Source organism: Aureimonas sp. SK2 (assembly GCF_029813115.1).
Taxonomy (GTDB): domain Bacteria; phylum Pseudomonadota; class Alphaproteobacteria; order Rhizobiales; family Rhizobiaceae; genus Aureimonas.
Genome location: NZ_JAPZDS010000024.1, coordinates 1 through 22,726 on the forward strand (window position 1 = coordinate 1; position 22,726 = coordinate 22,726).

A 22,726-nucleotide genomic window follows, 5' to 3' on the forward strand; every position below is an offset into this window, starting at 1 on the left:
GACGGCCGTTGCCGCGATGATTGGATACTGCAGCGCCCCAACCTTGGTTGGTGCGGGCCGCAAAGCCAACGACATTGCCGGTGCGAGGTTCCGCTTCCTGGCCGACCAATCGCCGCCATTCCTGCGCTTGTTCGTCCGACAACAAGGATGTCAGAAGGTGCGGTTCCAGCATCATCGCGGCTACGAGCCGAATGGTTCGGCTTGGTCTCGGTCCGCTAATCGCTTTGAGGATAGCCGTCAGGGCAGCGCCAGCATCATTCGGCTGCTGTGCGGCTCGCGCCCAAACTCCGTCCGACAGGTCCGCGAGAGCAGGTCTTTGAATAGTACGCGCTGCCGTATCCGCGACTTGGCCTGCGGCGAGCCCGAGGTTAGCGAATGTCCCGTCCGCCTCCATCCGGTCCCACGCTTCAAGCACGAGGCGGCGGGTGCGGTATTCGCCGAACTGGCGGATTTCCTTCTCCTTCAGCACGCGGAAGGTTTCGGACGGGTAGTCGGCCCCTTTCACATCGGCAGGATCGAGTATGTAGCGCAGCTCATCTCGCTCGAGGCGGTAGGCGCGGGCGTAGAAGGCGTCGAGATCGGCGCGCAGACGGGCGCGGCGATCCTCGTCCCAGGCGAAGGGGGGGCCGTCACAACCCAGATCACGGGCGAAGGGGGCAAGGCTGTGAGAGGTGTAGGTGAGTTCCAGCACCCTTGGGACGATGAAAGCGAGGCGGGGTTCGGTGCAAAAATTCGGCGGCAGAATTGGCAACTGCTTAAAAATGAACTGCGCGAGCGTGAGGTACGACACCTTAGTTCGCGTAACAAAATCTAAAATCAAAGAATTGCAGTTGGCGATTAACGCCGCCTCAAGTGGCGGCGCCATTCTTGTACAGGTTAAGAGAATTGTCTTATGTCCGACGCCCGCATAGGGAAACGCAGTCATAACGCAAGTTCTGTCTGTGGTTGCCGTCGTGGCTTCGCCGTATCCATAAAGAAAATTGCGATGCGGACATCTTTGCTCGACCTCTTCCAGGGGTACCCAGTAAAAAGGGACGGCCTCTTCATTCGGATCGCTGAGCTGGTCAGGTGTGAGCTCGGGCAAGACGCGGTGGCCTCGATCTTCGCCGCGTGCTCGGTAGTCCGACGCCCGATGATTGTAGATGTCGAACATCTTTGACTCAAACAACGGCACATATCGCTTTTGCCCAAGCGTCCATTCTGTTCCTTTCCGCGAGAATCCCGCTTCGGCCAATTGTGAGGCGGTGCGGAATAGGTGGCTGTCGTTCGACATATGGAACATCGTCATGAACGATGCGTCCCAAGGGTTGCCGTCCTTACCTTTGCCCTCGTCGATAAACACCGGGGTGTTGGCGTAGATCTTCGCCGTCAATTCGGCATCGGCGCGGGAGCGGAACACCGGCGCGGTCTTAGTGTTCGGGTTGATGGCGGCGATAGCCTGCGGCGAGAGGGTGAAGTTGCGCTCGGGTTCGGCCAGTTGCGCGGGCTCGGTCAGGAAGAAGGCGAAATGCGCGGCTTTTTGCTCGCGGCCAAAAGTGAGAAGCGCGAACTTGAAGCTGCGATGCACACTCGCGAAAAGCGGCCCCGAGTTTTCAAAATCCACTAGCCGCGCCAGCCGTTTCTTATCGACTAGATGCGCGAAGAAGGGTGCAGTTGTAGCGTCGGTGGCGATGCCCGTGGGCACAATCACCCCGGCGCGCTGCCGCGCGAGGTTTGCAAACAACTCGGCAAAAAGCGCATAGGTGTTCACGTCTCCCCGCCCTGTCAGGGCGAAGCGCCCGCCGTCCTCGCCCGGTGCGCGGACGAATTCGCTGGTCGCTTCGGCCTCACGCTTGGCAGCAGTAAAGGCGTCGTGCAAGGCGCGCTCTGCGCTACCCTCAGGCGCCTTTTCCAGCGCCTTGATCAGCCGGTCCCGCGCGGCCTTGTTTTGGGCACCCGCGATCTCGGGTGAGCGGGCGGCGAAGAATTCCTGTTCTTGCAGCTTGATCCGCTCCCACGGCGGGTTGCCTAGCACCACGTCGAAGCCACCGCGCTGCATGAAATCCGGGAATTCCAGCGGCCAGTGGAAGGCATGGGCGCTGCGTGCGGCATCAACGGCCGCGCCGAACATTGGGCCGAACGGCTGCACGCCCCGCAACCATTCCCATATGGTGCCCGATGTCGGCACCATCTCTGCGCCTCTGCGTGGCATCCCGTCAGGCCCCGCCTGGGGGCCGCCCTTCTTTTTCGGCAGCAGAAAGGCGGCGACATAGTGATCGCAGGCCGTCTCAAGTTGCCAAACGGATGCGCCTCGCGCGGTCAGGGCATGCAAGCGAGCAGCCTTGGATTCTATCTGCTCGACAGTATTCTCGGGCATGGCGCGGAGCGCCTCGAAGTCCCGCATGAGGTCATGCGCGCGATTGAATCCAAAGCCCTTCGCGATACGGTCCTTCTCGCCCTTTTCCCGCTTGTTCTTCTGCGCGTAGTGCCTCGCCACCTCCTTGTCGTCGCCGGACAGCGGCTTGTGGGCGGCATCGGAAATGCCCTGTTCCAGCACCTTCAGGTCGAACACGCCCAGGAGCGAGTCGCCGCACCGAATCTGGGCGTCGAAGAAGCCGAGCGGTAGGCCGGGGTCCACCGTCTCGATCCAGAGTGCAACCTTAGTCAGCTCGACCGCCATCGGGTTGCGGTCCACCCCATAGATGCAGTAGCGAGCGACATCGCGGAGTGCATGGCGGAAGTCCGCCAGCGACGGCGTTCCATCGGCGCGAATGCGGGCAAGCCGCGTGGCGATGCGGCGAGCGGCTGCAAGCAGGAAGTGGCCAGATCCACAGGCCGGGTCGATGACGCTTAGCTTCAGGAGCGCATCGGCTGGATCGGAGGCTTCTGTCTCCGTTTTGTCGAGCACGGGGTCGAGCGCCGTATCGAGAAGCGCCTGAACCAGGCTGTCTGGCGTATAGTAGGAGCCGGTCGTCTTCCGCTGATTTCCCTTCTGCTCGGCGGCTTCTGAGGCGAAGACGAGCCTCTTGCCGTCGTCGCCAAGCTGCGGCTGGAGTTCGAGCAGGGATTCATAGACCGAGCCAAGCTCCTCGGTCTCCATCGCGCGCCAGTTCACCGGCGTCATGCCGGTTTTGTCGGAAAGCCAGGAGAGGCGGTAGAGCGCCTCCATGAAGGCGCGATTGCGCAGGCGCGCCGTTTCGAGATGCGGCAGCTTGTCGTCACTGAAAAGGCCACCAAGTGCCGGCAGGCCGAGCGCGTCCTGCCCATGGGCAAGCGCGCGGAAGACGATCTTGACGCCCTCGTACCGGTCGTGATGCTTATCCCAGGTGGCCGCACGGATGCATGAGGCTCGCAGCGTCGCGAGGCTGTAGCCGTCGCGGTAGAGCTTGCGGGCGTCCTGTGTCGCGGTTTCGGGATGGAGCAGAGTCCGATCTTCAGCCACCATCAAGAAGATCAGGCGATACACGAGGCGTAGCAGCTCGTTGAACCACTCGGTCAGATCAATCTCGCCCGACTTCAGGCGCGCGGCGAGATCAGGATTCGCTTCGAGGAAGCCCGAGCCGAGTACCCGGAGCGCGATTTCAACCTGCGCTGCCAGCCGATCGCGTGCGGCCTCGCCTTCGCGGGAGCCGGCCTCACGCCAACGCTCCAGCGCACAATCCGTAGCCGGCGCGCCTGCGGCGCCGAATCGTGTCCGGTGAATCAGCGACCAGAGGACCGCAAAGGAAGCGGCATCCTCATTCGTGAATATCTGAGCGAGATCAGCTTCGACATATGCCGGCCGCGTCAGCGAGGCGTTGTCGCGCATGAGGCGCAGGACGGTCCCATTCGTGACCAGCCCCCAAAGCGCGTCATCATTGTCGTTGAGATAATCTTGGAGCGCGAAAGCCGGGGACCGCGAACGGTCTGTCGAAAGTGTCGGACTGCGGCGATCGAGCTTTTCCTCGGACGGCGGCACCACGACAACCGGGATACGTCCACCGGCGAGGAAAGAGAGCGCGCTATCAGTCGGGACAAGATCATCGAAGCCGAAGGTTTCCGTGAGGAAGGCGCGCACGAAGCGTCGGGTCGCCTCGAACGAGGGGTTTTGGAGCTTCGCGAAGGCATCGAAATGGGACTGGCCGACGCGGAAGGACGTTGAAATCTCCTCGCGGATCGTCAGTCCCTTGCGGATGCGATAATCTTCTTCGGCCTGATCGGAGGCTTGCCGACGGTCGATGCTGGCGACCACGGCCGGGGCGATGAGATTGCCTTCCAGCGTAAGCGATGGCCATGCCGACATATCAGTGACGGGTTTACGCGCCATGGCTCAGGCCTCCCCCGGCATCAGTGTGAAAAGACCGATGGCGTCCGGTGGCAGCACGGCCTCCACAGTGACGCGGGACGCAGATCCAGAGGCGACGCGGAGGCGCGCGTGATCCTGCATAAGCTCTTCCGCACGCGACTGAACGAATTCGGCGATCGATCCTTCGAGCAGGCCGGGCAGCTCTTCCTTGGCCTTGGCGACAAATCTGTCCCGCGCGACAGGTGCGAGATCGGCCGTCGCGGGGGCATTGAGCAGTTCGCGCGCGTCTTCGCCGACCGCCACGATCCGCGTCCCCTGAAGCGCCACCAGAGCCGCTTCCTCCGCTAGGAGCAGTCGTTCCTTGCGGGCATGAACGGTCAGCTTGAAGCGGATACGCAAGAGCGCCAGGCGGGTCACCTGCTGGACGGCGGTGGTCGGCCAAGCGCCGACACGACCGATACCCAGCCCCGCCAAGGATTCGGGGTCGAGCGACGCCTCCACCAGCGCTTCGGCAAGCGTCGCTGTCAGGGGGTGCGTTCTGGTAAGCAGCGCCGTGCCCGATGGTGCAGGCTCCATCGTCGCCAGGCGCACCGATCCTTTCAGATCGTGTTCGGCCAAACGCTTGCGCAGCCCGGCATCGAGGGCGTCGACATGGGCTAGAAGCAAGGCTTTCCTGGGTTCCAGAGGTATACCGAAACGCGCCATCGCTCGTTCGACGAAAACGCGCGCATCAGCAGGTGAGCCGAGTAGCGCGCGGACCTTTTCCCATTCCGGCGCGACTTCCTGCGGTTTCATGGCGTTCTGTGCGAAACGCGCGCGCGACTTCCTCTCGTTCTCGGAGGCGTCACGCCACCGCGCTTCCACGGCTTTCACGCTGTCCTCGAAGCGGAGGTCGAGCGTCAGCTGGGGACTTCCGCGACGACGCAGCATCATCGATGCCATCAGGGCGTCCGTCACAGGCCCTCGCTCCTCCGGGAGCGGTACGGTCACGCCCGTTGCCTTGCGGATTTCCTCGGCCTTTCGAAGGATAACCTCAAGCACTGCGCCGTCGATTGCGCTGTCAGGCGAGAACATCATGATCGACCGGACAAGGTCTGCCGGCTGGCCGAAACGATCGACCCGCCCTTCGCGCTGCTGGTGCCGGGTCGGATTCCACGACAGGTCGTAATGGACGACCGTGTCGAAGAGCTGTTGCAGGTTGATCCCTTCCGACAGGCAGTCGGTGGCGACGAGAAGACGCTGGGCCGGCTTTTCCTCGTCCGAAGGGGCCATGTCGGCGACACGATCACGGCGCTCATCCGGCGTAAGAACGCCCGTCACAGCTTCGATGGTCAGTTTCGGGAAGGCTTTGCGCAGACCATCGCGAACGTGCTCGGCCGTCGCCAGATAGCGGCAGAAGACGACGGGATTTGCACCCTTTTTGATGATTGGTGTCAGCGTCTCGATCAAAGCGGCCAGCTTCGGATCGGGCTTGCCGACCAACTCCTCGGTGCGCTTCACCAGTGCGAGGAGCGCCGGATCGACATTGAATGCCGTACCGGGCTCGAGATCGACCGCGTCCTCGTCGTCGCCGTCGTCATCGTAAATTTGAGGCTCGAGGCGTTCGCTCTCGCTCGACATGCGGTTCCGCAATGCGCTCAGAGCGGCGGCCGGCGAAGAGCCGACGCAGCGCATCAATGCAAGCGTGCCCCAGAAGGCGAGACGTTGTTCCCGCTGCCCCGATCCCGCCTGGGAGACGATACCGAAGCAGTAGTCGAGAACAGCTTCCTGGAAATCTCGATGGGCGTCGGACAAATGATAGGCAAACTCGGTGGTTTCATGTTTCGGGAAGGCGCGGTCCTCGTCCCAATCCCCGGTGACGAGATCGATCCTGCGCCGTTGCACGAAATGCCGGGCCAGACGTTCACGATACCGCGTGTCCTCGAAGTCCATCGAGGCGAATGACGGATCGATCAGCGAGAGGAGGCGCGCGAAAGCCTCCTCATCCCCGGAATGCGGCGTTGCGGTCAGAAAGATCATCCGGCGATCCGGATTCCGAGCCAGGCCCTGCAGAAGGTCGAAGCGCTGCTGCTTGCCCTTATGTGTTCCCACGCAGGCATGGGCTTCGTCGACGATGACGAAGTCCGGGCAGGCGCGCGCGAAACCCTCGCGGCGTTTCTCAGCCTTGATGTAGTCGAGGCTGACGACCGTGAAGGGATAAGCCTCAAACAGAGTCTGGGCGAGTGGCAGACCCCGTTCCAACCGGCTCGCGGTGCTGGAAGTGACCGGAACAGCGTCAATCCCGAAGCGGGCCTTCAGTTCTCCGAGCCATTGTTCGACGAGATGCGGTGGGCAAAGCACCGAAAACGCATCTACTTCGCCCCGGTCCATCAGCTCGCGCAAGATGAGGCCGGCTTCGATCGTCTTTCCGATGCCGACGTCATCCGCGATCAGAAGGCGCGGCGCCGCCATGCGAAGCGCCATAAGTAGAGGAACAAGCTGGTAGGTTCGTGGTTCAAAGGCAAGTTGGGCTGCGGACCTGAAGGGGCCTGCGCCACGGCGAAGCGTCAGCCGCATCGCATCAGCCAGCAATGCCGCTTTGGCTTGAACCGTCGCCGCCGCATCGACCGGGAGATCGAAGCGGGCGGGCTCGACCGGCCAGAGTTCGAGCGCTGGATCGAGGACGACGGTATCGTTCCCGCCGCCCGAGAGCGGACGGAGCGCGAGTATCCCATCCCGGGGCGACGGTAGCGCAACCCACTCACGTCCGCGCGCTCGCACCAGGTCTCCCGGAGCAAAGTTCATCGTCATCAGCTCATTCCCCGAACATCGAGCGCATCGCGTCGGGTACACCCGCAGTGACAGCTTCTGGTAACTCGAACAGCGTCCAGCCCTTGGCTTCCGCTTCCTGGCGCGTTGTCTCCGTAAGGGGAGAGATGCACGCGGCTACGAAATGACTGCGCCACGCGAAACTCATTTCCTGATCGGAGAATGTGATGGCGGATCCATCCGGGGCGGGAAGTCCGACCTCCCTGAAGGCGTTCACCCATTCGCCGGCCTCTGCAGCCTGATCCGCGGTTGCGAGCACCACCTGACCCCGTGCCAGATCGACCAGCATCTGTTTGGCTTCGTCGCGTGTGCGGTCGATCAACTCGTGATCGGGTTGGTTGAAATAGGAAAGCAGGCAACGATAGCAGCCACGGACACACGACTCCTCGTCGTGGCTGACGAGCAGCTTGGCATCGCCAGCAGCGATAGCGTCGTCGACCCGGTCGAAGTGCATCAGGATCAGCGCCTCTCGGGCAACCCTCCCGAGGGCCTGAGGATCCTCGATCAGACGGCTCAAAACCCCTGCGCCACCTTCTGTGGCTTCGTAAGCCAGGACAGCACGACGATTGTCGCGGGCGGGGAGCGGCTCACCGAGAATCTCGCCTTCTTCCAATTGGAAGACGACCTCGATGCCTCTCATGAAAGCATGTTGAACCGTCGCGATGGTCTCTGGCGCATAGGCTGTGGGATCATTGAAACGGAAGAGAAGCGCGTTCTTGTGATCGCGAACGATGGGAACGATCCGAACCGGCTTCACGACATCGGGCGGTACATCGACATCGGGGTCTTCATCACTTGACTTTGCCCAATAGCCGCTCCGTGGATCGATGTGAAATCCGAAGACGGTCTGATTTGCGCGCCGCTTTAGTCCTTTGTTGATGCGACTGATCTCGGCACTGTTCGCGTATTGCAGATTGAAGATCGAGGCGTCGTCACAGCGGAAGTGGGCTTCAGTGATTTGTGCGCGACCATCTCGTTTCGGCCAGGAGAATACGGTCTGGATGTCAAAGCCCTGCCGGACGCGTTCTTCATCGTTCGCCGTGATCCGTTCAGCCGGAGCAGCTTCCACATTGTCGATCCGGAGCGTCCGCTGTACCGGCACCTCACCCGCCATCGGGGCATTGCAGGCGTGGCAGCGCTCGACCTCGCCGTCATGACAAGCGCCGCAGTTTGAGCAGATGAAGATGTCTTTCGTCGCCAGCTCCGATCCATCTCCCGTTCGGACTTCTGGCGGCAGCTTCGCCTTCATGACCCGGTAGGCGCGCCCTTCGTGATAAATCAGGCTGCGTGGCCCAAATTCCGAAATGGCGAGGAAGCGGGCGCGCTGGAGGAATGAACCAGCTTTTCCCTCTCCTGGGATAAAGGCGTAGAGAGGCAGGCGTGGGAAATTGTAGCCCGGCAAAAAGCCTTCCGTCGCAAGATAGCGATAGGAATAGAAGTCAGAGCCGTTCGAGGCTTTGCCCTGTTCAAGAATGGTGATCTGGTCGCTTGCCTGCATCTGCGCTGCTTTGATGCGACGGCGATCCGCGCCCGAAAGACCCGTGATCTCGGAGCGCGCGTTGGCCTCCATCAACTGCGTTCGGGCTGAGTTGTAGAGTTCCCGCCAGCGATCGAAGGCAAGGTCGAAATCCTGCGGCGCTCGTTGGGCCACCGCAGATACGAAATCGTCGGGATCGCTCATCCAAACCGGCTTACGGCCATCCACGGATGCAAGAATTTGATCGAGCACGCGCTTCATCGGGGCGTGTGCCGCGACCGCCAGTGCTGGCCGATCGATGATGTCGTGAATCTCTTGCTTCAGGGGGTAGCCCGTCTCCGTCAGGTCGAGAATTTCCGGGATGTCCGGCGACAGGGCGAGTTTCGCTTCGGCCAGCCAGATGGCATGAAGGTGTGAACGCACGAGCTCTTCGTTGGTGATGTCGAGAGCCGGCGGGCGGACAACGCCGGAGACCATTTCGTTGCGCCGCTCGAAGAAATACTGGTCATGCGGCGATTGGGCGGCGCAATAGGTCACAATGACGGCGGCCTGTCCGGAGCGCCCGGCGCGGCCAGCGCGCTGCGCGTAATTCGCCGGCGTCGGTGGCACATTGCGCAGATAGACGGCATTGAGCGCCGAGATATCGACGCCTAGCTCCATCGTCGGAGAGCAGAAGAGGGCGGGTAGGAACTGTTCCGACTCTCCCACAGCATTGAGTTCGGCAGCGTTTGCAGCAAGGTTCTCCCGGTCTTCCTTTTCGTACCTGAAGCGCCACTCGCGCCATTCGCGCTGCCTCTGCGATACTTGGGCCGTATGTTCACGGCCTTCGAGTCCCCAAAAACTGCTCCCGCCCGCTTTCAGATCGGCGGCAATGTCATGGTAGAGATCGTGGAAGTAGCGATTTCCTTGCGCCGTGCCGGCTTGGATGGCTTCGCCCGGTATGATCCGAACGGCTGACGGCGATAAACGCCAACCTTGCAAATCCGCCTCTATGTCGACGCGGGATACCAGACCCTCGCGGGCCAGAAGTTCCATCAAGCCCGTCAAGACGGTCAGGTAGTCATCCTTGCCGAGCTTGTTTCCTAGGACGCTCTTGCGATTGATGAGGCGGCCGATACGGGAATTATGTCCTGCGCGAACAATCGTCTGCTCTTCCCGGAGCCCAACCCGGTCTTTGCCTGGAGCCTGCAGGAACAGTGTCGTGCGGCTTCTGGGCGTCTCCTTCGCGTCGATGGACCAAGGTGTACGCAGGAGATTCCGGGATTTTTGGGCAACGGTGTCGAGGACGGTCAGATCAAGCGCCTCCGTTCCGACGGCGAGACCGTCGAGCATGGCGCCGAGGATCGTTTTCAGCATCTCCTTGCGCTTCGAAACGTCCAGCGTGGCAATGTCAGGCAGGATGGCCGCAAGGCGCTCTGTGTCCTCTGCGACCTCATCGAGCCCAATGAACGCAACATCAATGAGCTTAAGGACGGAGAGGCTCGGGTTTGTGTAACGCCACCCCCGGCGCAGGTCTGTCCAGAGCCTGTGGGCAAGGACCTTGGCGAGGGATCGCTGAGCGTCTTCCCGAACCACGGCTCCTGCGTCGGGATCCAACATCCAATGGATGCGAGCCTCCTTGTTGCTCGCGGTGAAACCGAGCGCCTTCACGACCCTCAGACCGAATTCGTCCTCGGTCATGCCGTCGTCACCGGCGTCCAAAACGGCGCGCAAGATCGCGCCGCGCAGGAGGCTGACAAAAAGGAAGTCGTTGAAGTGCCCCGCCTGAAGCGCAGCATCCTGGCGATTATCTGTGAAGCCGAGGAGTTTGCGTTTCTCTTTTGGAACACCGCTGTTGCGGCTGTTCATCCATTCCAGCGCAGTCGAAACCAGAAGCGTCGTGGCAGAGCTTCGACCTTCGCCTGAGAGGCCAGCAAGTTTGGAGCGTTCCCGCATGCTGGGATGCGGTTGATCAAGGCAGGAAGGGCAGAAGCCGAACTTGCCAGGTATGAACCAGAAAGCTTTACCGGTTGACGCAGGGCGACCGTCGGGGGCGACGGACACCATTTGCGGCACTCGGCCCTTCCTGTTCGCCCGCAGCCGCTCGACACCCTTGCGCTCCTCGCGCCAGTCTTCGGGAAAGGTTTCGATTTCGCCCGTGAAGGCATAGTCGGGATCGCCATCGCCGGTGGGGGTTAGATAACCTGCAGCGTCACTCTCCTGGTCATCGAGGGGCGCGTCGTCGATGTTCCTCGGAACGAACAAAGCGCCCAGGGCATCGTCGGTTCTGGTGACGACGTGAACATCATGCCCACACGCTCGGCAGAAGCGAGTGGGATAGAGGCGATGGCCCGGCGCGCTAGGATCTTCGAGTTGTCCCTCGAAGAGCACGCTTCTGGGCTTTTTGGTCAGTGTGGTGAAAACCTCGCCCGCGCCCGAGATAAACTGATGGAGCTTGAATGCCAGGAATGCGCCGGCTCCCTGGCCCCCTCGATCCGCCTCCGGCAGGCTGATACGAGTCAGGAACGCCTCAAAATGGCTTCGGCAAGTTTCGATTTCTACGCCGCTATCCTTTGACAGGAGCGCGACGGCGTCGCCGAACGGGATTGGCTTCTTGCGCTTGAGCTCCTGCGCGTCATCAAGGCCGATCGCCAATTCAGTCCAAACCGCGAGAGGGTGTTCCTTCAGCACCTCATCGGTCAGCTCGTCCGGCGGGGTAGCCGCGAGTACGGACGCAAGTTTCGAACGCACATCATCCAGCTTCAGTCGATCATCTGTGGCGCGTTCCAGCGACTCGTCGATGACCGACTCCGGCCCGATGGCCGTCCCGAAAAGGCGGGAGGCAACATCTGCTACGGCTTGCGCACGATTGGTGTCGGACCCTTCGCTTGCCATGGTGGCCGACGTGCCGATGCAGATCGGTGCTTTGTCTGGCGTGCAGCGATTGCGAAGCCGACGAACGAGAATAGCCACGTCGGCGCCCTGGCGGCCGCGATAGGTATGCAGCTCATCGAGAACGATGAACTCCAGACCGCTTGCGTTCTCTATAACCTTGGTGTCGAGGCTGTCTTGCCGCGTCAGAAGCAATTCAGCCATCATGAAGTTGGTGAGCAAAATATCTGGCGGATTGTCGGCGATCCGCTGCCGTTCTTCTTGGCTTTCCTGTCCGGTGTAGCGCCGCACCACGGGCCTGATTTCAGTTGGTAGCCCGGATTGGGAGATGAACTTCTCGATCTCGTTCATCTGGCTGTTGGCCAGCGCGTTCATCGGATAAACGATGATCGCACTGGTTTTGCGTGGTTTTCCTGCTTTCCTAGCGCGAATAATCGCGTCGACCACCGGCACGAAAAAGCAAAGCGACTTTCCCGACCCTGTTCCGGTGGTAACTACATAGCTTTGACCCGCCCGAGCTTTGGCGATTGCTTGGGCCTGATGGCGGTGAAAGCGCAGCGGCGTTGGTCCAAACCGGAATACCTTGCCGGTCGCTTCATCGAGATCGCCTGAGGTGACAAGCTCATCAGCTGTTGGCCCCTGCAGGAAGCGCGGGTTGATGGACAGCAAGGCATCCGGCCAAAAGCGACCTTCGTCATATTGCCGATCAATCTCGGACCTCAGATCATCGGATCGAACGACACTAAAAGATCGCGAGAAGCGGGCATAGGACTCAATAAGTCGATGGTCGAATTCGAACGCCTTCATTGTCAGAAAATCCCCCCGGATATCTTTTCTATACCCAAAATTCTATTCTGAATCATTAGGCTGTGCCCCACAGAGATGAGAGGGGCACCGCTGCCAACCTGTCACCGAACGGCACGAAATCGGCACTGTCATACAGCACCACGCCATAGGCGAACCGTTCCTTGCAAGCCTCGGCAAGGGTGCGTAGCCCGGCGAAGTCGCTGGACTTTACCGTGGCTGACGCCTTCACCTCGATGCCCACGATCATGCCGTCATCGCGCTCCAATACGATGTCGACCTCGTGCATCTGCTGGTCGCGGAAGTGAGAAGGGGTAACCCGCAGGTCAGATGCTGCCGTCAGCTTCAGAACTTCGGAAAAGACGAAGCTTTCCAGCAGCGCGCCGAAGACGCCCCGATCCGCCTTCACCCGCTCGAAGCTCAGGCCCCGCGTCGTTGCGAGCAGCCCAGAGTCCAGGAAGTGGAGCTTCGGCGTCTTGGCGATCCGCTTCAGTGCATTGGTGAACCAGGGCTGTAGGGTCGCGACAAGGAATACCTGTTCGAGCAGCGCGATGTAGCGCTGTGCGGTCTTGTGGCTGACATCGATGCTCGCGCCGAATTGCGAGTAGTTGACCAGTTGGCCGGAGTGCTCCGCCACGAGCCGTACAAACTTCGGCAACTCAGTCAGCTTCTCGATGTCGGCGATATCCCTGAGATCGCGGGTCAGCACAGAGGTCAGATAGGACCGTGCCCAATCCTGCCGCCGTCGCTCGGTTTCACGGCTGATCGCCTCAGGGAAGCCGCCTCTCAGCACCAGCTCGACGAGGTCGTCACCGAGGATCGCCTGCTTGTCGGCTTTAAGCTTCCCGTCGAACAGGCGCTCCAGGAAGGTTGGCGTCTGACCGGTGATCTCGGCCTGTGCCAGTGGCAACATGCGGATCGTTTCCATTCGACCCGCCAGGCTGTCGGCGACGCGCGGCAATGTGAGCACATTGGCAGAGCCGGTGAGCAGGAAGCGCCCGGGACGATAGTCCTCGTCCACTGTCTTCTTGATTGCCAGCAGCAGGTCGGGCGCGCGCTGGATCTCGTCGATGATGGCTTGGTCAAGGCCACGAATGAAGCCCGCTGGATCGGACTGAGCGGCATCGAGAACCGTTTGATCGTCAAGCGTGATATAGGCCCGACCAGCTTCTCCCATCTTGCGGACGAGCGTGGTCTTGCCCGCCCGGCGTGGCCCTACGATCAGGACCACCGGGGTGTCGGAAAGGGCCTCTTCTGCCCGACGCTCGACAAGCCGTTCGTACATGCGGATCCAGGAGTTGGATGATTGGAATTCTGGATCATGATATTTGGAAGTCGCGGATCAGGCAATTGGAAATTGGATGCCGCGCCCTAGGATGAGGGCGGGACGCGAGCCGTCGTGGGACGAACGCGCCGGTCAACAACAGGAAAGAAGGTGCCTTGCTTGTGCTCGATTTGTACAAAGACAAAGAATCTGACGGCCGTGCAGGCAATCGCCTGATCGGGATCTGATCTCCCAGCGGACTGAATTTCATCGCCACGCTGGGAGATTGCCTTCGCAATCGCTCGCAGCGTCTCCTTCAAGCAGTCGGGGAAAGGGGGCTCTCCGGACGATTTCCAGGTGAGGTATGAACTTTCGACATCTGCGTTATTTCGTTGCGGCTTCCGAGCATGGAAGCTTTCGAAAGGCGGGCGCCGCGTTGGGCGTCCAGGAGTCTACGATCAGTCGCCGGATTCGCGACATGGAAGACGGGCTCGGTTCGGCGTTGTTTCACCGCCATAGCGGCGGCGTGTGCCTGACCGTGGCAGGACAGCGGCTCTTGTCGAAGGCGCGACAGGTTCTTCGTCACGTCAATGAAGGCGCCGAGATCGTGGACGCGGTGGGCCGCGCCACGGAAGGCCATCTACGCGTGGGCATCTTTTCGTCCCTGGCATCCGGCTTTCTTCAAGACCTGCTGCGACGTTTCGCCGAGGAGCATCCCGGCGTCCGTCTCGAGGTTGCCGACGGCAATCCTGCAGAGCATGTCGCCGCGGTTCGGGAGTTCCGCCTGGATATCGCCTTTCTGACGGGCACGCTGGAGTGGCCGCGATGCGAGACCACCTATCTCTGGTCGGAACGTGTTTTCGTGGTGCTGCCTGAATCGCATGCTCTCGCCGAGAAGGAGGAGGTGAGGTGGCACGATCTCGCGCACGAGACCTTTATTGTCAGCGACGTGCCGCCGGGTCAGGAGGTCCATGACTATCTGGTGCAGCGGGTCGCCGATCTCGGCCATCACCCGAAAATTCAGTCACAGTTCGTCGGGCGCGATAATCTGTTGACGCTCGTCGCGATCGGCAGCGGGCTCACGGTCATGAGCGAGGCGGCGACGGCCGCCTATGTGCCGGGTATCTGCTACCGGCCGATCGTCGGCGAGGTGCTCCCCTTCAACGGTGTGTGGTCGCCGAAGAACGACAATCCGGCGCTCCGGCGCTTCGTCAGCACGGCGAAGACGATGGCCCGCCACCAGGGCGTCGAATTATGAGCTGACGTCGCCCATGGGTTTCGCCCGGCGAGCCTTGGCGAACCCCCGATCGGTGGCGATGAAGCGCTCCAGCATCGGTACGATCAGTTGGACCGGATCGCGCACGGGCTGGCCGGTCTGTCGTCCCAGAACCTCGGCATAGGCGGTGAGATCGCGGTGAAGCGCGGCGGGCAACTCCAGCACCGCCTTGACCGGCTTTTCCTCCACGATCGGACCGAGCTTCAATTTCGTCATGTCAGCCTCCGTAGGGTTCGAGGACGAGATCGCGGGTAACGATGACCCGGACCGGGAAACCCGGCCGAATGGTCAAGGTCGGTGCCACCTGGAGCTGACGACGGATGATCTGCTGGCCGGCGTCATTTATCGTGTCCTGTCCGCCATTGCGGATGGCGCGCAAAAGCCGGTCGTCGTCATCGACGGCCAGTTCCGCCCCAACGGAGAGCAGCGTGGAGAGACCGGCCGCCTTGGCGAGATCCCACCAGTGATAGTCGACGCCATCCTCCAGGCCCGCATAGCCCATCGGATCGGCACCGGGCTGGCGCTCCAGCACGATCGAGCGACCGTTTGGGAAGATCATGCGGCTCCACACGAGCAGGATCCGGCGCTGGCCGTAGCCGACATCGTTGCTGTACTCGCCGATGATCCGCGTGCCTTGCGGAATGACGAGGATGCGGCCGGTCGGGCTGTCGTAGATGCTCTCCGTCACCTGCGCGGTGATCTGGCCCGGCAGATCGGAGCGAATGCCGGTGATGAGGGCTGCTGAAATGACCGCGCCCGCCTGGAGCACGTAGGGCGAGGCTGGCGCCATGACTCGATCGGCCGCGATTGTACGCCGATCCACCGGGGCGCCCAGGAAGGCGAGCTGACGATCCTGCGCGGTCGGCGCGCCCGGTTGCGGCCCCGTCGCCAGGCCGGCGAGCGGCGTATTGCCCATGCCCGCCGACATTGTCGGCGCGGCGCCTGGCCCGTTCTGGAAGAAGACCCGGCTGGTACGCGCGGCTTCGAGCTCGGCGAGGCGGCGTTGCTCCTCGGGATTGGCCTGGGATGCCGCCATGGCGGGCGGCGTGACGGGCTGGCCACGGTTCTGCGCATTGAGGATCGGCCGGCCGAGGTCGCCGGGCAGCGCCGGTCCCAGCAGGGGCCCGGTGTAGTCGCGCGGCAACCCGGCCAGGCCGTCGGCCGTTGCGCGATTGTCGGTCGAATAGAGTTCCTCGTTGGGTCTGCCGGCATCCCGGGTCTGAAGCGCGTAGATGAGGGCGCCGCCGATGCCGACGCTCACGACGAGACCGATGCTCGCGAGGACCTTGCGGGACAGGCGCGTCACGCGCGGCGGTTCGGCGCGCAGCCGCATGGGTGCTGTTGAATCGACGGCCGCCGATTGCTGTTGCGGTTCGGGGCTAGCGTTGTCGGTGTCGCTCATGATGCAGGCTTTCCATCGGTGCGCACGATCCTGACGGTCTGCTGCCGGTCGCCGCTGCCGAGGCGCAGCTCGGCGGCGCCGAAGATCCGGTCGATGATCAGGATGTTCTGGTAGACGCGGCTGTTGACGATCTGCAGCTCGCCATCGGCGCCGAGAACGAAGATGGGCGGCATTTCGCCCTGGGCGATGCCGCGCGGAAATTCGACATAGACGCGCCGGCCGTCATCATAGACCGAGATCGGCCGCCAGGGCGGCGTGTCGCCGGTGATGCCGTATCGGTAGTGGCGTGCGGCGGCCGCGGGAATGATGGGAGTGGCCGGGACGTTGGCGCGCTGTGACGCCGGCGTCGCAGGGTAGGCCCAGGCCACGGCCGGCATATAGGGAGTCGTGCCCGCTCTCAGCTCGAGCATATAGATGCGGCGATCGGTCGTGATGACGAGGTTCGTCGTGATGTCGGGGCGCGTCGGCTTGACGAGGATGTGGACGCGGCGCGTGAGACCGGACCCGCTCTCGGTGTCGCCGATGATCCATCGGGCGGTATCGCCGGCGGCGATCGGGCCCGCGCCGGTCAGGCTTTCACCCGGCTCGAGCGCGATGTTCGTGATCTGCCCGGGTGCGGCGTAGACCTGATAGAGCGCCCCTTCGCTCCAGGGGTAGATCTGGATGGAATTATAGTAGCCTTCGCGCCGAGGCTCGACGCGCGCGGCGGCATTGGCGTTCCCGACCCGACCGATCGGCGTGCCCGCGGCGGTTCCGCCATGCGCGACAGTCCAGGCAGGCGGAGTATGTAGTGGACGTGGCGGTTGTTCCGCGACGGGCGCCGGTACGGCCGGCAAGGGCGGCACATCGCTGTCGTAACTGATGGTGGGAGGTTTGAACGTCGCGCATCCGGCCAACGTCGTTGCGGAAACCAGCGCTATCGCCAAGGTGGCTTTGCGGAAAGCCGGCGGGCCGGAGCTGCGGATAGACATGCTCATTGGGCCATCTCCCGCGACCAGGAGATAGCGTTGACATAGATCCCGAGTGGGTTGGCGCGCAGCCGTTCGGCGTCGCGCGGCGTCTGGATGACGATGGTGAGGATCGCGGTCCAGCGTTCGGAACCGGCAAGCTGGCCGTTCTCGTAGCGCTTTTCGGTCCAGGCCACGCGGAAGGAATCCGGCGAGGCGCGCAGGACGCTGGAAACCTCGACCGCGATCTGCTGGCGGCCGACCTTGGTGAAGGGATCGTTGGCCCGGGCATAGTCATTGAGAGACGCCGCGCCACGGTCTGTCGTCCATTCATAGGCGCGCAGCCAGTTCTGGCGCACGATGATGGGGTCGGCCGGGATCGAGCGCACCTGCTCGATGAAGCGGGCGAGATGCCAGGCGATCTGCGGGTCGGTCGGCCGATAGTCAGCCGTCGCCGGCGCCACCGATTGCGCCTGCCCGAGGCGATCGACCTGAACCACCCAAGGCACGACGGTCCCGCGCGCCGATTGCCAGACGAGTGCGGCAGCAAAGCCGGCGGACAGGAACAGCGAACCGAACGCCATGATGCGCCAGTTCCTGGCCTGGACGCGGGCCGAGCCGATGCGCTCATCCCAGACCTGTGCCGCCCTTTGATAGGGCGTTTGAGGTTCGGGCGATTTCCCATAGTGGGCAGCGGGTCGCTTGAAGAGGCTCATGAGCGGTCGCTTTCAGAGAGATTGACGGAAGAGCCGCCGCCGTGGCTGTCGCCCGAACGAACGGCGTGCGCTGCCAGGGTGGCTCCATGGCCGAGGGACTGGCCGCGCTTCATGCGCTTGGCCCAGTCGGGTGGGCCATCGCGGGATGCTGCCGCGGCTTGGCCCGCCGCCTCCGATGCGGGGGGCGAGCCCATGGTCGAGGCGCCGCCCGTTGCGCCGAAGCCGGCCTTGGCGCCTGCCGAGAAGCTGGACTTGAGGCTTTCGGCGGTACGCGCTGCCGCGCGTTTGAGCGGCGAGACCGTGGCCGCCCCGGCGGCGCGGGCGACGCCGCCGAGACCTGAGGCAACGCCGGCGGCGCCGGACTGGCCGAGAGAGCTGAGGCTGTAGGCTGCGGCCGCTCCGCCGGCGGCGGCCGCGCCACCACGCACGGCGGCTGCGCCGCCAGACATCGCCGCGGCTCCTCCCTTCAGGGCGAGACCCGCGGCGCCGCCGGCCGCGAGCGCGGCTCCGCCGACAGCAAGGCCGGTGCCGACGGCCGCGCCGGCGCCGAGCTGCGGCCCGCCGCTGACGAGTCCGGCGGCGATACCGGGGCCGAAGATCCCGAGCCCGAGCAGCGACAGCGCCGCCAGCACGATCGCCATGGCGTCATCGACGGTCGGTGTCGCGCCTCCGAAGCCCGCCGTGAACTGGCTAAACAGCGTCGAGCCGATGCCGATGATGACGGCAAGCACCAGCACCTTGATGCCCGATGAGACGACATTGCCGAGTACGCGCTCGGCCATGAAGGCGGTCTTGCCGAACAGGCCGAACGGGATGAGCACGAAGCCGGCCAGCGTCGTTAGCTTGAATTCGATCAGGGTGACGAAGAGCTGGATGGCCAGGATGAAGAAGGCGAGCAGCACCAGCGCCCAGGCGAAGAGCAGGCAGGCGATCTGGATGAAGTTCTCGAAGAAGGCGATCCAGCCCATCAGGTCGGAGATGGATTCGAGCAGGGGACGCGCGGCGTCGAGCCCGGTCTGCGCCACCTTGCCGGGACGCATCAGATCCTGCGCGGTAAAGCCCGTGCCGGACGCTTTGAGGCCGAGTCCGGCGAACGAGTCGAAGACGATCCTGGCGAGGTTGTTCCAGTTGCCGATCAGATAGGCGAAGACGCCGACGAACAGCGTCTTCTTGACCAGGCGGGCGAAGATGTCGTCGTCCGCGCCCCAGCTCCAGAACAGGGCGGCGAGTGTCACGTCGATGACGATCAGGGTCGTGGCGATGAACGCGACCTCGCCGCCGAGCAGGCCGAAACCGCTGTTGATGTAGGAGGTGAAGACTCCCAGGAAATTGTCGATGACGCCTGCGCCGCCCATGGGTCACTGTCCTTCCACAGGCATGGCGGCGGGCGGCGGTGTGCGGCCGAGGAAGCGATCACGGCTCTCGGCCCAGACGCGCATGCAATCGGCATCGCTGGCTGCGGCCTGGCCAAGCTGCTGGCACCGGCGCTGACCCTCGCGCAGCGGATCGCGCGCGGGTTCTACAGCTCGGGCAGGCTCTTCGACAGGAGCCGTCTCCTTCCGGGTCATCTCGATCGCGGTCGCCGTTATGGCGATGGCGACGAAGACCACGGCGCCCAACCGGGCCAGCATCTTGCCGTCCATGGCCGCGCCCTCAGTTGCCGTTACCGAACATCTGCGCGTTGCCGGGCTGGTAACCCGCACCCGGGGTGAGGAAGCGGCGACGCTGCTCCCGGCCCTGGTCGGCGGCGGTCGCACGTTCGGCTTCGGTCAGCGCGGCGGCACGGCCATTGGCCGAGATCACCGCGATCAGGTCGGAGAGCTGCTGCGACTGGAGCGCGAGGAGCTGGTTGCCGGCCTGGGTCGCCTGCAGCGCGCCCTGTGCGCCCTGGCTCTGGCTGACGAGCGACGACATCTGTTCGCGGTTCGTGTCGATATTGGTGACGACACCTGCCTGCACGCGCATGGCGTCCTGCAGGCCGCCCACGGTGTTCTGCCAGCGCGTGCGGGCGTCGGTCACGAGCTTGGCGTCGGTCGCCGAGAACGAGACGCGGCCATATTGCTGCTGGAACATCCGGTCGACGTTCTGGACATCGAAAGCGATGTTCTGGGCTTGCTGGAGAAGCTGCTGGGTGCGCTGGACGTTCTGCTGAAGCTGCTGGAGCGCCGAATAGGGCAGGCTCGCCAGATTCCTCCCCTGGTTGATGAGGCTCTGCGCCTCATTCTGAAGCGAGCGGATCTGGTTGTTGATCTGCTCGAGGGAGCGCGCCGCCGTCAGGACATTCTGCGCGTAATTGGTCGGATCATAGACGATGCCGCCGAAGCCGAATTGGGCGTGCGCCGGCGCTGTCAGTATTGGCGACGCGGCGAGCGGCATCGCAAGCAGGAATGCCGCGAGTCGCAGGGCGCGCTGGCGTGAAACTTGGATCTTCATGACGATTGCTCCTTCTCGGGTTCTTGGGGGATGAGGTTCGTCAGGGCGGGGATGAGATCCGCGGCCCACCCGGCGCCGCGCAGGCGCAGCCAGGCGGCGAGGAAGCCCTCACGGCCGTGTTCGGCGATGGTGCGCGCGATCTCGGATTGGTCGGTCTTGGCGGATGCCGCGACGAGCGCGAGGCCGACTTCCGACAGGCCCAGCTCGAAAAGGCGGTTGCCCCTGCGGCTCTGGCAGTAATAGTCGCGCTTCGGCGTTGCCCGGGCGATGATCTCGATCTGGCGGTCGTTCAAGCCGAACCGGCGATAGATCGCCGTGATCTGCGGCTCGATGGCCCGCTCGTTCGGCAGGAGCAGCCGGGTCGGACAGCTCTCGATGATGGCAGGCGCGATGTTGCTGTTGTCGATGTCGGAGAGCGACTGGGTGGCGAAGATCACGCTGGCGTTCTTCTTGCGCAGCGTCTTCAGCCACTCGCGTAATTGCCCGGCGAAGGCGTCGTCATCGAGCGCGAGCCAGCCCTCGTCGATGATGAGCAGCGTCGGGGATCCGTCGAGCCGATCGCCGATACGGTGGAAGAGATAGGCGAGCACGGCGGGTGCGGCGCCGGTCCCGACCAGCCCCTCGATCTCGAAGGCCTGCACAGATGCCGACCCGAGATGCTCGGCCTCCGCGTCGAGCAGCCGCCCATAGGGACCGCCGACGCAATAGGGCCGCAGCGCCTGCTTCAGCTCGTTCGATTGCAGCAGGACCGCGAGGCCGGTGATCGTGCGCTCCTCAATCGGAGCCGATGCCAGCGACGACAGCGCCGACCAGAGATGCTCCTTCACCTCGGGCGTGATGGCGATGCCTTCGCGGATCAGGATCGCGACGATCCAGTCGCTCGCCCAGGCGCGTTCGGAGGTGTCGTGGACACGGGCGAGCGGTTGCAGCGAGACCGAGGACGCCGCGCGGTCGGTCAGGTCGCCGCCGAGATCGTGCCAGTCGCCGCCCATGGCGAGTGCGGCGGCGCGGATCGAGCCGCCGAAGTCGAAAGCGAAGACCTGGGAGCCTTGATAGCGCCGGAACTGCAATGCCATGACGGCGAGGAGAACGGATTTGCCGGCGCCGGTCGGGCCGACCACCAGCGTATGGCCGACGTCGCCGACGTGCAGGGACAACCGGAACGGGGTCGAGCCTTCGGTCTTGCCGAACAGCAAGGGGGGCGCACCGAAGTGCTCGTCCCGTTCCGGCCCCGCCCACACCGCCGAAAGCGGGATCATGTGGGCGAGATTCAGCGTCGAGATGGGGGGCTGGCGCACGTTGGCGTAGACGTGCCCCGGCAGGGAGCCCAGCCAGGCATCGACGGCGTTGATGGTTTCGGCCATCGCGGTGAAGTCGCGGCCCTGGATGACCTTCTCGACGAGCCGCAGCTTCTCGTCCGCGACGCGCGGATCGTCGTCCCAGACGGTGATCGTGGCGGTCACATAGGTCTGGCCGGCGTAGTCGGCGCCGAGTTCCTGAAGAGCGAGGTCCGCATCGGCCGCCTTGTTGGCGGCGTCGGTATCGACCAGTGCGGATGCCTCGTTGGTCATCACCTCCTTGAGGATCGCGGCGATGCTCTTGCGCTTGGCGAACCACTGGCGGCGGATCTTGGTCAGCAGTTTGGTCGCATCGGTCTTGTCGAGCAGGATCGCGCGTGTTGACCAGCGATAGGGAAAGGCCAGGCGATTGAGATCGTCGAGGATGCCGGGCGTGGTCGCGGTCGGGAAGCCGACGATGGTGAGAATGCGCAGATGCGCGCTGCCGAGGCGCGGTTCGAGGCCGCCCGTCAGCGGCTGATCTGTCAGGAGCGCATCGAGATAGATCGGGGTTTCCGGCACTCGGACGCGGTGCCGCTTGGTCGAGACCGTCGAATGGAGATAGGTCAGCGTCTCGCCGCTATCGAGCCAGGCGCATTCCGGCATGAAGCCGTCGAGCAGAGCCAGCACACGATCGGTGCGATCGACGAAGGCGTTGAGGATCTCGTTTGGATCGATGCCGGCGCGTTCGCGACCCTCGTAGAGCCAGGCTTCGGTGCGCGCGGCGTCCTCGGCCGGCGGCAGATAGGTGAGCGTGAGGAAATGACCGGACACGTAGTGCGCGCCGGCTTCCTCGAAATCGGCCTTGCGCTCGGCATCAAGGAGCGCGGAGGCAGCGTCGGGGAAGAGACCCGCCGGATAGGTCGACGCCTCGTAGCGCTGCGCCTCGACGAAAATGGCCCAACCGGAGCCGAGACGACGGAAGGCGTTGTTGAGCCGCCCGGCGACGGCGACCAGCTCGGCGGCGACCGCCGAGTCGAGATCGGGGCCGCGGAAGCGCGCGGTGCGCTGGAACGAACCATCCTTGTTGAGGACGACGCCCTCGGCGACGAGCGCGACCCAGGGGAGATAGTCCGCGAGGCGGGTTGCGGTGCGGCGATATTCGGCGAGGTTCATCATGGCGATGC

The 22,726-nt window shown here is 63.5% G+C and carries 13 protein-coding genes; 1 reads left to right on the forward strand and 12 read right to left on the reverse strand.

Features of this window, described 5'->3' with window-relative positions:
* The 4 genes from O5O54_RS20350 to O5O54_RS20365 all read right to left on the reverse strand — a co-directional run.
* Nucleotides 1–4,285: Eco57I restriction-modification methylase domain-containing protein (locus O5O54_RS20350; RefSeq protein WP_279483686.1), on the reverse strand; the 4,285-nt coding region annotated here is incomplete at its 3' end.
* 3 nt (nt 4,286–4,288) lie between these two features.
* On the reverse strand, nt 4,289–7,054 hold the full coding sequence (locus O5O54_RS20355; protein ID WP_279483687.1) for a DEAD/DEAH box helicase: 2,766 nt from the start codon (nt 7,052–7,054) through the stop codon (nt 4,289–4,291).
* 4 nt (nt 7,055–7,058) lie between these two features.
* Nucleotides 7,059–12,227 carry a DEAD/DEAH box helicase gene (locus O5O54_RS20360; RefSeq protein WP_279483688.1) on the reverse strand — a complete coding sequence of 1,723 codons (5,169 nt, stop codon included), beginning with the start codon at nt 12,225–12,227 and terminating at the stop codon, nt 7,059–7,061.
* 55 nt (nt 12,228–12,282) lie between these two features.
* Nucleotides 12,283–13,509 (reverse strand): ATP-binding protein, encoded by a 1,227-nt coding sequence (locus O5O54_RS20365; RefSeq protein WP_279483689.1) that lies wholly within the window; start codon nt 13,507–13,509, stop codon nt 12,283–12,285.
* Between the two features lie 343 nt (nt 13,510–13,852).
* Between O5O54_RS20365 and O5O54_RS20370 the strand changes: the two genes are divergently transcribed.
* Nucleotides 13,853–14,746 (forward strand): LysR family transcriptional regulator, encoded by an 894-nt coding sequence (locus tag O5O54_RS20370; protein WP_279483690.1) that lies wholly within the window; start codon nt 13,853–13,855, stop codon nt 14,744–14,746.
* Here O5O54_RS20370 and O5O54_RS20375 read toward each other — a convergent pair.
* From O5O54_RS20375 to trbE, 8 genes are read right to left on the reverse strand one after another with little or no spacing between them, the layout of a single operon-like run.
* Nucleotides 14,741–14,980 (reverse strand): DUF2274 domain-containing protein, encoded by a 240-nt coding sequence (locus O5O54_RS20375; RefSeq protein ID WP_279483691.1) that lies wholly within the window; start codon nt 14,978–14,980, stop codon nt 14,741–14,743. The two genes, O5O54_RS20370 and O5O54_RS20375, sit on opposite strands and share 6 nt — an antisense overlap.
* A gap of 1 nt (nt 14,981) precedes the next feature.
* A complete protein-coding gene (locus O5O54_RS20380) occupies nt 14,982–16,166 on the reverse strand; it encodes a TrbI/VirB10 family protein (RefSeq protein ID WP_279483692.1) in 1,185 nt (394 codons plus the stop codon).
* Nucleotides 16,163–17,143 (reverse strand): P-type conjugative transfer protein TrbG, encoded by a 981-nt coding sequence (trbG, locus tag O5O54_RS20385; RefSeq protein WP_279483693.1) that lies wholly within the window; start codon nt 17,141–17,143, stop codon nt 16,163–16,165. Before trbG ends, O5O54_RS20380 begins: the two co-directional genes overlap by 4 nt.
* On the reverse strand, nt 17,140–17,829 hold the full coding sequence (trbF, locus tag O5O54_RS20390; RefSeq protein ID WP_279483694.1) for a conjugal transfer protein TrbF: 690 nt from the start codon (nt 17,827–17,829) through the stop codon (nt 17,140–17,142). The genes trbG and trbF overlap by 4 nt, the downstream gene beginning before the upstream one ends.
* Nucleotides 17,826–19,184, reverse strand: coding sequence for a P-type conjugative transfer protein TrbL (trbL, locus tag O5O54_RS20395; protein WP_279483695.1), 1,359 nt, complete (start codon nt 19,182–19,184; stop codon nt 17,826–17,828). The genes trbF and trbL overlap by 4 nt, the downstream gene beginning before the upstream one ends.
* A gap of 3 nt (nt 19,185–19,187) precedes the next feature.
* Nucleotides 19,188–19,472, reverse strand: a complete 285-nt coding sequence (trbK-alt, locus tag O5O54_RS20400) for a putative entry exclusion protein TrbK-alt (RefSeq protein WP_279483696.1) — start codon at nt 19,470–19,472, stop codon at nt 19,188–19,190.
* Between the two features lie 10 nt (nt 19,473–19,482).
* The gene (trbJ, locus tag O5O54_RS20405) at nt 19,483–20,262 is read right to left on the reverse strand and encodes a P-type conjugative transfer protein TrbJ (protein ID WP_279483697.1); all 780 of its coding nucleotides are present in this window, start codon (nt 20,260–20,262) and stop codon (nt 19,483–19,485) included.
* A complete protein-coding gene (gene trbE / locus O5O54_RS20410) occupies nt 20,259–22,718 on the reverse strand; it encodes a conjugal transfer protein TrbE (RefSeq protein WP_279483698.1) in 2,460 nt (819 codons plus the stop codon). The genes trbJ and trbE overlap by 4 nt, the downstream gene beginning before the upstream one ends.
* Nucleotides 22,719–22,726: the final 8 nt, after the last annotated feature.

Bases quoted from the DNA above. Each gene is read 5' to 3' on its own strand.
- O5O54_RS20370 (WP_279483690.1), top strand. From the start codon at position 13,853: ATGAACTTTCGACATCTGCGTTATTTCGTTGCGGCTTCCGAGCATGGA.
- trbK-alt (WP_279483696.1), bottom strand. From the start codon at position 19,472: ATGGACGGCAAGATGCTGGCCCGGTTGGGCGCCGTGGTCTTCGTCGCC.
- trbJ (WP_279483697.1), bottom strand. From the start codon at position 20,262: ATGAAGATCCAAGTTTCACGCCAGCGCGCCCTGCGACTCGCGGCATTC.
- O5O54_RS20380 (WP_279483692.1), bottom strand. From the start codon at position 16,166: ATGAGCGACACCGACAACGCTAGCCCCGAACCGCAACAGCAATCGGCG.
- O5O54_RS20365 (WP_279483689.1), bottom strand. From the start codon at position 13,509: ATGTACGAACGGCTTGTCGAGCGTCGGGCAGAAGAGGCCCTTTCCGAC.
- trbF (WP_279483694.1), bottom strand. From the start codon at position 17,829: ATGAGCCTCTTCAAGCGACCCGCTGCCCACTATGGGAAATCGCCCGAA.
- trbG (WP_279483693.1), bottom strand. From the start codon at position 17,143: ATGAGCATGTCTATCCGCAGCTCCGGCCCGCCGGCTTTCCGCAAAGCC.
- trbL (WP_279483695.1), bottom strand. From the start codon at position 19,184: ATGGGCGGCGCAGGCGTCATCGACAATTTCCTGGGAGTCTTCACCTCC.
- trbE (WP_279483698.1), bottom strand. From the start codon at position 22,718: ATGATGAACCTCGCCGAATATCGCCGCACCGCAACCCGCCTCGCGGAC.
- O5O54_RS20355 (WP_279483687.1), bottom strand. From the start codon at position 7,054: ATGACGATGAACTTTGCTCCGGGAGACCTGGTGCGAGCGCGCGGACGT.
- O5O54_RS20360 (WP_279483688.1), bottom strand. From the start codon at position 12,227: ATGAAGGCGTTCGAATTCGACCATCGACTTATTGAGTCCTATGCCCGC.
- O5O54_RS20375 (WP_279483691.1), bottom strand. From the start codon at position 14,980: ATGACGAAATTGAAGCTCGGTCCGATCGTGGAGGAAAAGCCGGTCAAG.